The 12,955-nt window shown below is 45.4% G+C and carries 11 protein-coding genes; all 11 read left to right on the forward strand.

The features are described 5' to 3' along the window. Positions 1-44: 44 nt before the first annotated feature. The 11 genes from C8U37_RS06060 (at position 45) to C8U37_RS06110 (ending at position 12,877) form a co-directional block, all read left to right on the forward strand. Positions 45-641, forward strand: coding sequence for a LysM peptidoglycan-binding domain-containing protein (locus tag C8U37_RS06060; protein ID WP_108032371.1), 597 nt, complete (start codon positions 45-47; stop codon positions 639-641). Positions 642-702: 61 nt separating this feature from the next. Continuing rightward, the gene (cmk, locus tag C8U37_RS06065) at positions 703-1,398 is read left to right on the forward strand and encodes a (d)CMP kinase (RefSeq protein WP_108032372.1); all 696 of its coding nucleotides are present in this window, start codon (positions 703-705) and stop codon (positions 1,396-1,398) included. Positions 1,399-1,554: 156 nt separating this feature from the next. Further along, positions 1,555-2,817 (forward strand): 30S ribosomal protein S1, encoded by a 1,263-nt coding sequence (gene rpsA, locus C8U37_RS06070; RefSeq protein ID WP_108032373.1) that lies wholly within the window; start codon positions 1,555-1,557, stop codon positions 2,815-2,817. 177 nt (positions 2,818-2,994) lie between these two features. Next, positions 2,995-4,308, forward strand: coding sequence for a ribosome biogenesis GTPase Der (gene der, locus C8U37_RS06075; protein ID WP_108032374.1), 1,314 nt, complete (start codon positions 2,995-2,997; stop codon positions 4,306-4,308). Positions 4,309-4,511: 203 nt separating this feature from the next. Further along, positions 4,512-4,787 (forward strand): HU family DNA-binding protein, encoded by a 276-nt coding sequence (locus C8U37_RS06080; RefSeq protein WP_068560639.1) that lies wholly within the window; start codon positions 4,512-4,514, stop codon positions 4,785-4,787. Between the two features lie 200 nt (positions 4,788-4,987). Next, on the forward strand, positions 4,988-6,271 hold the full coding sequence (locus C8U37_RS06085; protein WP_108032375.1) for a tetratricopeptide repeat protein: 1,284 nt from the start codon (positions 4,988-4,990) through the stop codon (positions 6,269-6,271). A 32-nt stretch (positions 6,272-6,303) separates the two neighbouring features. Then, positions 6,304-6,855, forward strand: coding sequence for a YpiB family protein (locus C8U37_RS06090; RefSeq protein ID WP_108032376.1), 552 nt, complete (start codon positions 6,304-6,306; stop codon positions 6,853-6,855). Positions 6,856-6,918: 63 nt separating this feature from the next. After that, positions 6,919-7,707, forward strand: coding sequence for a 4-hydroxy-tetrahydrodipicolinate reductase (gene dapB, locus C8U37_RS06095; protein WP_108032377.1), 789 nt, complete (start codon positions 6,919-6,921; stop codon positions 7,705-7,707). Continuing rightward, on the forward strand, positions 7,704-9,269 hold the full coding sequence (locus tag C8U37_RS06100; RefSeq protein WP_108032378.1) for a CCA tRNA nucleotidyltransferase: 1,566 nt from the start codon (positions 7,704-7,706) through the stop codon (positions 9,267-9,269). The genes dapB and C8U37_RS06100 overlap by 4 nt, the downstream gene beginning before the upstream one ends. Positions 9,270-9,380: 111 nt before the next feature. Continuing rightward, on the forward strand, positions 9,381-9,857 hold the full coding sequence (locus tag C8U37_RS06105) for a hypothetical protein (protein WP_108032379.1): 477 nt from the start codon (positions 9,381-9,383) through the stop codon (positions 9,855-9,857). A 272-nt stretch (positions 9,858-10,129) separates the two neighbouring features. Beyond that, positions 10,130-12,877, forward strand: coding sequence for a helicase C-terminal domain-containing protein (locus C8U37_RS06110; protein ID WP_108032380.1), 2,748 nt, complete (start codon positions 10,130-10,132; stop codon positions 12,875-12,877). The last annotated feature ends 78 nt before the right edge of the window (positions 12,878-12,955 follow it).

Below are 12,955 nucleotides of genomic sequence, written 5' to 3' on the forward strand. Positions count from 1 at the left end.
AAATGTGCTACAATTAGCATGAATCACTTATAGGAGGAACCCGAATGGATAAAAAGAATCGCAATCGCAATAATGGAGAGCCATGGTCACGTAAATTCGGCGAAGATGAAAATCTGAAGAGCCGACAGTATTCACGTTCGGCCAGAAATACAAAAAATAAAGAAGTAGCACCTCTATTAAAAGTATTGCTGTTTCTCTTTTTGGCTATTCTGATTATTCCTTTTGCAACCATCTATTTTAATAAACAGAATCAAAATACTCCCGCACCCAAGAGTGCTGAACAAGTGATGATCAACAAACGAGTGGCCAGCTCCAGTGTCGAAAGCAGTGAAGAAGCGTCTTCCGAAGAGACTTCAGAAGAAGTTTCGAGCGAAGTTGTGGAGAGCACAGTGGAGCCCGAATCCTCGATTGCGGAGACACCAAGTTCGAGCGCAGCGCCTGCAGTGGTCGAAACACCGGTTGAAACAATTAAGGAACCGGAAACGGCTACCGGGGTATACAATAATTCATACACCATCCAAGCGGGTGACAATCTCTACCGGATTGCTCTGAACCATGGGATGACATTGGATGAATTGATGCAGGCCAACGGGTTGAGCAGCACAGAAGCACAAATCGGTATGGCATTGAAAGTTAAATAGCGAAAGCCGTCTGACAAGGCGGCTTTTTCAATGAAATCGAACAGAACGAAGTCGGAGGTTTATTGTGAAAAAAATGAATATTGCCATCGATGGTCCAGCATCGGCAGGAAAAAGTACCATCGCGAAAAAAGTTGCGGAAAAGTTGGGATACATCTATCTGGACACAGGCGCGATGTACCGAACGTTGACGTATGCGGCTTTATCCAACGGAAGCGACCTTCATGATGAAGAGGCATTGCATAAGTTGTTGCAAGGAATCAGGATAACCTTTTCGACTGCCGAAAATGAAATGCAACGTGTTTTTCTGAACGAGGAGGACGTGACCGAATCGATCAGATCGGAGGAAGTGACCCAAAACGTCTCCTTGGTTTCGTCGTTTGCGAAAGTGCGTGAAGAGATGGTTTCCCGCCAGAAAAGCATCGCACGGTCCGGCGGCGTTGTTATGGATGGACGGGACATAGGGACGGTCGTGTTGCCTGATGCTGAGGTCAAGATATTCATGACAGCCACAGCCGAAGAAAGAGCGTTGCGTCGCTACAAAGAAAACATGGCGAAGGGTATGACCACTTCCTTGGAAGAGTTGACGGAAGACATGAAGCGCCGCGACCATTTGGACAGCACCCGGACGATTTCACCGTTGAAAAAAGCGGATGATGCCATCGTTTTGGACTCAACGCATCTGGAAATCGACGAAGTGGTGAATAGGATTCTCGGCATTATCGAAGCAAACCTAAAACCCTTACAAACATTGGATTAACAATACTAGACGATTTTAAGCAAAAATGTTAGAATGATTGTATGCAGTATTACGCTTTCAAAAATATAGAGTCAAGGATTAATTTCTTAGCCGTAAGGCGAGGAGTTAAGGGAACTAGCCAATCGGTTGCCGCAGACTTTTAGGAGGAATAGTTACATGTCAGATTACATTGAAAACCCAGAGTTAAATGAAGAAGAGTCCAAGAATGTTGAGCAGACTATGCAAGATGTGTTGGATGAAGCATTATCCATTGAGGTGGGCGATACTGTCAAAGGGGAAGTTTTAAGCATCCAAGATAGGCAAGCCATCGTAGGAATCATTGGGGGCGGGGTTGAAGGAGTCATTCCTTACAACGAATTATCTGCAAAACCATTCGATGAAGTTACAGAAATCCTAAACGTAGGTGACGTTGTGGATCTGGTTGTCATAAAACAAATCAAAGATAAAGAAAATGGAAGCTTTTTACTTTCGAAGCGTCGCGTTGATGCTAAAATCGTTTGGAAAGATATCCAAGATAAATTCGAAAACAACGAAATCATCGAAGCGCCAGTCAAAGACGTCGTTAAAGGCGGATTGGTCGTTGATGTCGGCGTGAGAGGTTTTGTTCCGGCTTCAATGGTAGAAGACCATTTTGTGGAAGATTTCAGTTCTTATAAAGGCAAAGTAATGACCTTCAAGATCGTTGAACTTGAACCTAGCGAAAACCGCCTGATTTTATCTCATAAAGCGGTTGTGGAAACAGAAAAAGAAGCCAATAAAGGCAAATTGATGGACGAATTGGTAGCCGGAGACATTGTCGAAGGAACTGTCGCCCGTCTGACCAACTTCGGTGCATTCGTCGATTTAGGCGGCGTGGATGGTTTGGTCCACATCTCTCAAATTGCCCACGAGCACGTGAAAAATCCTGGTGACGTTTTGGCGATCGGCCAATCCGTCAAAGTCAAAATTTTATCCATCGACAAAGAAAATGGCCGTGTATCCTTAAGCATCAAAGACACATTGGCTGGTCCTTGGAATGCAATCGCTGAAAAAGCACCGATCGGAGCTGTATTGACTGGTGTTGTCAAACGTTTGACAAGCTTCGGTGCATTTGTGGAAGTTTTCCCTGGCGTTGAAGGTTTGGTGCACATTTCCCAAATTTCCCATCAACACATTGCGACTCCGCATGAAGTGCTGCAAGAAGGCCAAGAAATTCAAGTCAAAGTGTTGGATGCAAAAGAAGATGAGCAACGCCTATCTTTAAGCATCAAGGCTTTGGAAGAAAAAGCTGCGAATGAAGCGCCTGCAGCTGAAGAGAGAAGAGAGAAAAAAGAGAAGAAAACCGAAGAATATGTTGCTGACGATTCAGACGGAAACTTCACATTAGCAGATTTATTAGGCGACAAGCTTTCAGGTTTGAAAGACGATTCTGAAGCCTAATCAGCAAGGAAAATGAACATGTGAGGGCATGGAATTCCATCCATGCCCTTTTTTTGTTGTTATTATTGACGGATGTGTGTTATAACTGACATGGACGAAAACATTGAGAAAACCATACACAGTGAGCAAATACCCAAAAAGTTTTGTGTTGTAGAGGAAAAGAAAGGCGGAGGTTAGATGCCAAATCCAGTAGTAGCCATAGTAGGCAGACCAAACGTAGGAAAATCAACAATATTCAATAGACTGGCAGGAGAGAGAATCTCCATAGTCGATGATGTCTCAGGTGTCACACGTGACAGAATTTATGCAAAAGGAGAATGGCTGGGCAAAACATTCAATATCATCGATACCGGCGGGATCGATATCACGGATGAGCCTTTTATGAGCCAAATCAAATTGCAGGCGCAAGTGGCGATCGAGGAAGCCGACGTCATCATCTTTTTGACATGCGTCAGAGAAGGTGTGACGGATGCAGATGAAAACGTCGCAAGAATCCTGTACCAATCCGATAAGCCTGTCATATTGGCGGTAAACAAAGTGGATAATCCGGAAATGCGCGCCGAAATATTCGATTTTTACAGTCTGGGATTAGGCGAACCCTATCCTGTATCAGGCAGCCACGGCTTAGGTCTTGGAGATCTGCTTGATGCGGTTGTAGCGAATTTCCCATCGGAAGAAGAGAATGCGGAAGAAGAAGGCATCATCAACTTCAGCTTTATCGGCCGTCCGAATGTAGGCAAATCTTCCTTGGTGAATGCCATTTTGGGAGAAGAGCGCGTAATTGTATCGAATATTGCAGGCACAACCCGTGACGCTATCGATACGATGTTCGTTGATGATGAAGGTGCAAAATTCCGGATGATCGATACAGCCGGAATCCGGAAAAAAGGCAAAGTCTACGAATCCACGGAAAAATACAGCGTCATGCGTGCCATCCGTGCCATTGAGCGTTCGGATATCGTTATGGTCGTGCTGAATGCGGAAGAGGGCATCCAGGAACAGGACAAAAAAGTTGCCGGTTACGCGCATGAAGCAGGCAAAGGGATCATCATTCTGGTGAACAAATGGGATACCTTGGAAAAAGACAATCATACAATGAAGGAATTCGAGGACAAAATCCGCAAAGAATTCCAGTATCTTTCTTATGCTCCTATCATGTATGTTTCCGCGATAACGAAACAGCGCTTGTCCAATATTCCTGCTAAAATCAAGGAAATCAGCGAAAATCAGAACCGTCGTATCTCTTCATCATTGTTGAATGATGTCCTGATGGATGCTGTCGCGCACAATCCGACTCCATCCGACAAAGGCCGTCGCCTCAAGATCTACTACATGACGCAAGTGGCCGTAAAACCGCCGACATTTGTTGTTTTTGTCAACGACCCGGAATTACTGCATTTCTCTTATGAGCGTTTCCTTGAAAACAGAATTCGCGATTCGTTTGATTTCGAAGGGACACCATTCCATTTGATTGCCCGACAAAAAAAATAAATTACCTTCCCGAAAGCATTAAATCCACTATAATCGTTGCAGTAGCACGGTTTGTGTGATATTCTTTATTAGAAATATCTTTTCAATTTGACTGCGGTATTTCAGAACTATTTTTGGACCACTCAAAAATAGTTATTCCATGTTTTGTTGTGTTATCAAAGAAAGCATGTATTCTTCTTCTTTAAAGGAGGTGAAAGGACAACATGGCAAACAAAGCTGAATTAATCGAAAGAGTTGCTGGAAAAACAAACTTGACTAAAAAGGATGTTACAGCAAGCGTTGATGCATTATTTGAAGTGATTCAAGAAGCATTAAAAGACGGTGAAAAAGTTCAAGTCATCGGTTTTGGTAATTTTGAAGTTCGTGATCGTGCAGCTCGTAAAGGACGCAATCCTCAAACTGGGGAAGAAATCCAAATCGAAGCAAGCAAAATCCCTGCATTCAAACCAGGTAAAGCATTGAAAGATGCAGTTAAATAATCAGTAAAAATGAAGTTGGGGCCTTACGGGGCTTCAGCTTTATTTTTTTTGACATTGAAGAGTGCTTCTTTCAGGTGCGTTTGCTATGGACTTGACGGAGAAAAGCCTGAGGAACAAATAGATACAGATGCTGAACTTTATGATAAAATATAAAGGAAGAGCACCAGCAAGCAGAGTGTATTTGAAGGAGCAGTAGACGAATGAATAATGAAGCACATGCAATGATAGAAGCCATTCAAAAGAATGATTTGGATGCGGCTGTCCAACTGTTCAAACAATCAGTTGAGCAATCCGTCCTGGAGAACAACAGCGCTGATTTAGCCGAATTGGCAGAAACGATGCATGCCTTGGGCTTCTTGAGTGAAGCAAAAGAGGCATATGGAGCATTGAACTACCTGGCCCCGCATATACAGGAGTGGAATATCGCCTTGGCAGAAATCGCCATCGACGAAGACGATTACGATCAAGCTTTGGATATCCTCCTAACAATCGATAAAGAAAGTGACGTGTACCCTCAGGCTTTGTTGACGATGGCTGATGCTTATCAAGTGCAGGGACTGTACGAAGTCAGCGAAAAGAAAATTTTTGAAGCCATGACGCTGTTGCCGGATGAGCCCATATTGGATTATGCCTTGGCGCAGCTTTACCATTCGATCGGGGAGTACAAGAAGGCGATCCCGATCTATGAGGAACTTTCAAACGGAAACGGCGAAATAGCATCCGAAACGCAGCTGAATTTTTTCCTGGGCGACTGCCATAATGCCATCGGTGCGTTCGAGACGGCGTTGCAGTATCTGGAAAAAATCCCGGCCGATGAACATTTCCCGGACAGTTATTTCCAACTCGGCTTCACCTATTTCCAACTTAAGGAATATGCACGGGCCATCACCATTTTTAATAAATTGCTCGAAGCGGACAATGCTTACCTGAGCGCATACCTGTATTTGGCGAATGCGCTTGAGGCTGAATTGGAGTTGGAAGAAGCGCTTGCCGTGATGGAACAGGCCGTCTTGCGGAATCCTTATCAGCATGAATTTTACACGACAGCGGCCAGACTGCAATTGAAGCTGAACAGGGAGCAGGATGCGGAACATAATTTGCGCGAAGCGGCAGCGCTTGAACCGGACCTTTCCAGTATCCATTTGGCCCTGGGGAACCTGTTGCTGAAGCAAGGAAGATTCGAGGAATTGGTAGCTTATGTTGCAGACCGGGCAGAGCAGGAAGATAACGATCCGCAATACAATTGGTTGCTGGCAGCCAGCCATAATGCCTTGGAGGACTTTGACGCGGCAAACAAAGAATACATGGCGGCTTATCCGCATTTTGCCGATAATGAGTCATTTTTACTGGAGTATGCAGCATTCTTGAGAGAAGAAGGCAATTGGGAAAAATTGAGTGAGGTCATCCACCAAGGTTTGGCTCTTTATCCGGCCAACACCGAGTTGCTTCAACTCCATGATGATCTGCACGATTCAGATCAATAAGTCATCATCCCATCGGATAGGAGGTTTTTAAAATGATGAATCCTACTTTGGAGGAGAAAAAAAATTTTATTTCTTGGTTTATTCAGAATTATCAATTGAAGCGCAGAGAGTCTCTTTGGATACTCAATTATCTGCTCAATCATGAGATTTTGTTGAAGAATATCCATCTGATTGAGGAAGTCCATACAACGAACAGAGGAATGGGGTTTGCCGTAGTCGGAAATCCGAAAGATGCCTTCATGTACTATAAAGACGGAAAGATATTCGAAGATCCCGAACAGGCATTTCATGATCTGCGCTTGAATTGGAAAGAGGATTTTTATCTGGAGTTGTTCTTTGATCAATCCTACCAAGTCCTTTCATTTTTTGGTGTTCTGGAAGATAATCCGTACATCCAAGATTCCGAAATTTTCGATAAAGACCTGGAAGAAATCGTAGAAAAATCATTGGAAAAGTTGGCGGTGAAGGATCGCATCCATTATTTGAAAAAACAGATCGATATTGCGCTGATCCAATATGATGAAACCAGCTTCAGGAAGTTCACGAAAGAATTAAAAGCGTTGGAAGAAAAAAATATGATCTGATAAAACGCGGATATGGTGCGGAACATGCGTGCCAGCGGCGTTAAACGGAAGGGAACGTGTAGAATGAAAATAGTAGTTTCGGGATTTAAAGGCAAAATGGGGACCGCCTGCACAAATATGGTCTTGCGTCAGGAAGACTTTATTTTGGCGGCTGTATACGATCCTTTCGCAACAGAGAAACATCTGGATGAATTGCCGCAATATGCCGGCCATCCTGTGAAAGTGTTCAGTGACAAAGCGACGCTCGTCAAGGAAGTTGAAGCTGATGTTTGGATCGATTTCTCAAGACCGGATGCAGCCTATGACAATACACGTTTCGCGCTAGAAAACGGCATGCGCCCCGTAATCGGCACTACCGGCTTTTCCAGCGAACAACTAGAAGAATTGACCAACTACTCAAAAAAATTGGGTTTGGGCGGCTTGATTGCCCCTAACTTTGCGATCGGTGCCGTATTGATGATGGAATTCGCAGCAAAAGCAGCAAAATATTTCCCGGATGTGGAAATCATGGAATTGCATCATGAGAACAAATTGGATGCACCAAGCGGCACAGCCATCAAAACAGCCGAATTGATTTACGAAGTGAGAGGAGACCATCCACAAGGGCATCCGGAAGAGAAAGAATTGATCGAAGGCGCAAGAGGGGCTGATTACCACGGCATGAAAATCCACAGTGTCCGCCTGCCGGGCCTGGTCGCGCACCAGCAAGTGCAATTCGGCAGTGCCGGGGAAGGTTTGATCATCCGCCACGATTCATATGACCGCGACTCTTTCATGAATGGTGTAGCCCTTTCCTGCAGAAAAGTAATGGAAATCGATCGTCTGATCTATGGATTGGAAAACTTCCTATGATCATAAACGCACCGGAATTTCAAAAAGCGATACCGATCATCGAAGCCATCGAACGGGCTGGATATGAAGCCTACTTTGTTGGGGGAAGTGTGCGCGATACGCTGCTGCATCTGGATATTTCGGATGTCGACATCGCATCAAGCGCCATGCCTGAAGAAATTCAGCGGATATTCCCGATCACCTTTGATGTAGGCATCCAACATGGAACGGTGATGGTTTTACACGAGCGTGAGACTTACGAAATAACAACTTTCCGGACAGAATCAAAGTATGAGAAGTTCCGCAGGCCAGAGAAAGTCCAGTATGTGCGCAGTTTGCAGGACGACCTGAAAAGGCGCGACTTTACGATCAATGCGATTGCGATCGACCGCCACGGGAACATCAAAGATTACTTCAACGGGCAGGAGGACTTGGCGAACAAATTGATCCGGGCAGTCGGCAATCCGGAAGAACGCTTCAGAGAAGACGCCTTGCGCATGATGCGCGCAGCCAGGTTTGTGAGTCAGTTGGATTTTGAAATCGAACAAGCAACGAAGGAAGCCATCGTCGAGTACCATCCGCTCCTCTCGAAAATCGCGGTAGAGCGCGTGCGCGAAGAGTGGAACAAGCTTCTGATCGGAAGAAACCGCAAGGGCGGAATCAAGTTTTTTGTCGAAACACGTTTATTCCAGATGTGTCCTGGCTTCCAAAATCGGGAAAAGGCATTGATCGACTTGGCCCTGTTTCCGCTGCAATTCAAAGGGACAACAATCGCTTGGACTGTATTGATCCATTTCCTTGATCTGAAGGACGAAGCAATTGAACCTTTTTTGCGCCAATGGAAGTGTTCCCGCAAGGAAATCCTGGATATACGCATAGGCGTGCAGGCACTCAACAAACGCCTGCACCAATTCTGGGACTATCCACTCCTGTTCGAAACAGGGATCGAAATCGCCATGCAGATAGAAGCCATCATCGAAGGATTCGGTTTGCCGAACCAGAGCGAAAATTTGATCGAATTGAATGAGTCCATGCCGATCCATGCGCTGAAAGACTTGGCCTTGGACGGAAAAGAATTGCTGTCCTTGCTGGGCATCCAGCGTGGCGGTCCTTTCGTGGGCGAGATATTCGAAGAATTGAAAACGTTGGTCCTGGCAAACAAACTGGAGAATAGTCACCCCGCGCTAAGGGATTTCATTATGAAAAGAAGGATGATTTATTTGGATGAGACATTCGCAGCCGTTTATACCGTCGAGCAAAAAGATTTGGCTTCCGAAATCGGTTCGGGCACGTTGCCGGTTCTGGCAACGCCGGCATTGCTGGCCATGATTGAAAATGCCTGCATGGGAATCGTTAAAGAACATCTTTCCGAAGGCGACACGACAGTCGGGATACACTGCGATCTGCATCATAAAAAAGCCTCTCCCATCCACGCAGAAATAACGGTGACAGTCAGAGTGACGGAACACAGAGGAAACAAATATTTCTTCGAGTGCGCAGTCCGTTCGGAAAGCCAAGAAATCGCATCGGCGAAGCATACAAGGGCCGTCGTCAACGCAAATGAATTCATGGCTAGTCTGTAGTAGCTTAACTTACTTTTTTTCCGTCATCTGAAGTGTATTGGTACCCACTTTTTAAAAAATATGATAAAATAGTTACATATTCAAAAAGTAAATATATCAGGAGTGATTTCGATGAAAAAAGTAATGACAGGTTTGAGATTTATTTTTAGAAACGGCGAAACATGGACGATCAAGCGTGAATATATCGGAGATCTATGGATCAAACAAGTCACAACGAGCTATGGCCGAATCGGAAACAGCGATTTCCAAGAAATCCACCCTTGCGAATCTTTGCGTATCGAAATTAACCAAGAAGCGGATCACGTCAACACGAGCGACATCAACTTGGGCGGACTTGAACAAGGCATGTTCGATCGCGTTGCGAGCCATCAAGACATCGAAAAAATGGATATCCTTTACCAAGATGAGGATCACCCAAAATCCGACGTCATTGTGGAAGTGGACCGTATCTACTTCCCGTATAAAGCTACGGATACCGATGGATTCGACAATGAACATCAATCTTCATTCGTTTCATCCGAAAATAAATTATATATCGTAATCGATCCGGATAAAAATGTGAAAGACATTTACTCTGAGATCGTTTAATGGATCCAAAAAATGGGCCCTTGCTGATAAAGCGAGGGTCCATTTTTGTGAGGCCGGGTAGGCAACCTAGCCCTCCAAGCCATCAAAAAAATCCGACAATTATCGATTTTACGGTAACAATATCCACGACTTAGGATATAATGAGTTCAGCTGCATACAATGCACAGTTTGATCGGAGAGGCTCCTGCTTTTATGAGATATTTTCAGGGAAAGTCTTGCAGAAAGAAATACCGGAACAGGAGAAGCTTCTGTTTATTTAGGAGATTGTTTTTATGAAGAAAACCTATGCCATTGTCGATCTTGAGACAACGGGCTCCAGCTTCAAGCGAGGGGATCGGATCATTCAATTCGGGTGCACCTTGCTTCAGGCCGGCAAAATAGTTCAGGAAATCAATATAACCATCAATCCAGGCAGAAAAATCCCGGATATCATCGAGAAGTTGACGGGAATAAGGAATAAGGACGTCAAAGAGGCGCCCTATTTTGAGGACGTCTGCGATTTCATCTATAACACACTCGAAGGCTGCATTTTTGTAGCGCATAACGTGCATTTCGATTACCATTTTTTGGACAACTCTTTCCATGAAGTCGGCATGCCGCCGCTTTCGCTGCGCGCGATGGACACGGTGGAGTTGACGAAAATCCTGTATCCGACCTTATCCAGTTATCGGTTGGGCGATTTATCAAACCACTTCGCTCTGACGCATGACAGTGCCCATGATGCCGCAAGCGATGCGCATGCAACTGCGGAACTTTTCCTCCAATTGAAGGAGAAGGCGAACAACCTGCCGTTGGTCACGCTGGAAAAGTTGAATTTCTTGTCGGCGCATTGTCAGGTGGACAACGATTCCTTTTTCTATGAAAGCTATGAAACCGCCAAAGAGATGCGCTCGCCCCTTCCGCAGAAAATCTATGTCAAAAATGGGTTGGCGCTGAAGGAAAAAGACATACGCTTGGAGCAGACTGCTTACAGGGAGAAAGAAATTTCCGATTTCTCGGAAGTGGCCAAAAGCCTGATGGAAAATCACGGCTTGGAAATCCGTGCGGAGCAGATCGAGATGATGCAATCGCTTTTTGACTTCCGCCAAGCCGAAACTTCCCAAAATCTGGCAATCGAGGCTGCGCCGGGCATCGGGAAGACTTTGGCCTATCTGTTGCCTGCCGCTTATCAGGCAACGCCCGCAAAAAAAGTCCTTATCAGCACCTCCACGCTCCTTTTGCAGGAACAGATCATGGACAACGAGATGACCCGGTTGCGCAAAATACTGCCGTTCGAGCTGCAGGTAAGCGCATTGAAAGGGAAGACGAACATCGTCCATCTGGAGAAGTTGGCCGCATTGACCTTGGAAGCCCTCACCAAAAAAGAATCCTTGATCATGATGAGCATCTACGTCTGGTTGACCGAGACGGAAACCGGTGATATCAGCGAATTGAGCCAGGCGCAGAACTTTGATTTTCTGTGGGAAAAGCTGACCTTTGAAAGCCACGAACCCCCGTTGAAGGGGAAATGGGCAGATGACGATTTCTTTGCCTTCAATAACAAGAAAGCGGAACAATCCAGCCTGATCGTCACGAACCATTCCTTTTTGAGTCATCATATCGATGATCTGGCTATTTTTGACCATTGCGAATCCATAAATCTGATCCTCGATGAGGCGCATCAGTTCCCGCGCGTCTATCAGGATGCGCACAAGAAAAGTGTGGCCCTATCCATCCTGAAACGGCGATTGAAGCGCTTCGGCTACTTCCTGCGGGATTATCGCGAGGCAATGGAGAAGGATCCGAATGGCGATTCCTTGGCCTATGATTTGTTCAATCTCGAATTCGCAATCGATCAGTTACAGCAGGAATATGCCCATTCAGAAGAAGTATTGATGCGTTCCCTAATCCATGAGGTGGGGGAAAAGGGTGAAGTTTATCTCGACGAGAATTTTTTGATTGAAAACGGCCTGAAGAAAATCTTCAAGAAAATGTACCAGTACATACAGGAGACTAGGCTAGCAGCCAAGCGTTGCCTGGATAAAGCCGGCTTGAGGAATGATCCGGTTATGGGTCCGCGCGCAAAGGCGCTGCTGGATGACTTGGATGCTGTCCAAATCAATCTGCACTATTTTTCTGAAGAGCGCATAGGCACGTATCATGTGCTGCACTACACGTGGGATAATGACCTGCTTTCTTTGGCGATCGAAATCAACCAGATCGACCTTTCGGAAGAAATCCATACCAAAATAAAAGAGCGATTCAGCAGAACCGTTTATTTGAGTTCGACGCTCAGAGTGGATGGTTCGCTCGACTATTTCAAAAACAAAATCGGCGAAGCCGAATTGCAGGAAGCGTATTTTGCTTCACCCTACAAGTTGAGCGAACGCTTGCGGATCTTCCTTCCGACAGATATCGCTGCCATCACCTCATTGGATGACAAACAAGCGGCCAGACAGATCGTTTCGACTATGCAGGAAATCGTACTGCCGCAACAAGGCAAAGCTTTGGTTTTGTTCACTTCCAACCGCTTGCTGGAGGAAGTCCATAACCAGCTCAAAAATGCTGTCTCTTCCGGATTTCCGGGAACGGAAATACTCGCTCAAGGTTTCTCCGGCAGCCGGAGAAGGATGCATAATCGGTTCATGTCGGCTGATGCTGCGATTTTGCTGGGCTCTGCTTCATACTGGGAAGGCATCGACTTTTCCGATCAAGCTGTTGAGATCCTGGTGATCACCAGACTGCCGTTCGATCCGCCGCATCGTCCGGAAAATGCCGCCTTCCAAGCGTATCACCAGGACAGAGGCAAGAAGGCATTCTATGAAGAGTTTCTTCCGCGAGCGATGATCCGTCTGAAACAGGGGATAGGCAGGCTCGTCCGCTCCAGAAATACGAAAGGTGTCGTCATTTGCCTGGACGACAGATTGATCAAAAGTAATTATTCGAAACGGATGCAACAGATGCTTCCGGAGGGCGTAGGGATAAAAGTAGCCGGTCAAGCGCAAATAAATGCGGAAATTCAAGAATTTCTGAAAAAATAATGCGGCGGGATATTCCATCAGCATGAAGTTTAAGGTATCATTAACAATTAGGTGAGATTGCGATTAAATTTCAACCAA

The organism is Trichococcus patagoniensis (assembly GCF_003051085.1).
In the GTDB taxonomy this organism is placed as follows: Bacteria; Bacillota; Bacilli; order Lactobacillales; family Aerococcaceae; genus Trichococcus; species Trichococcus patagoniensis.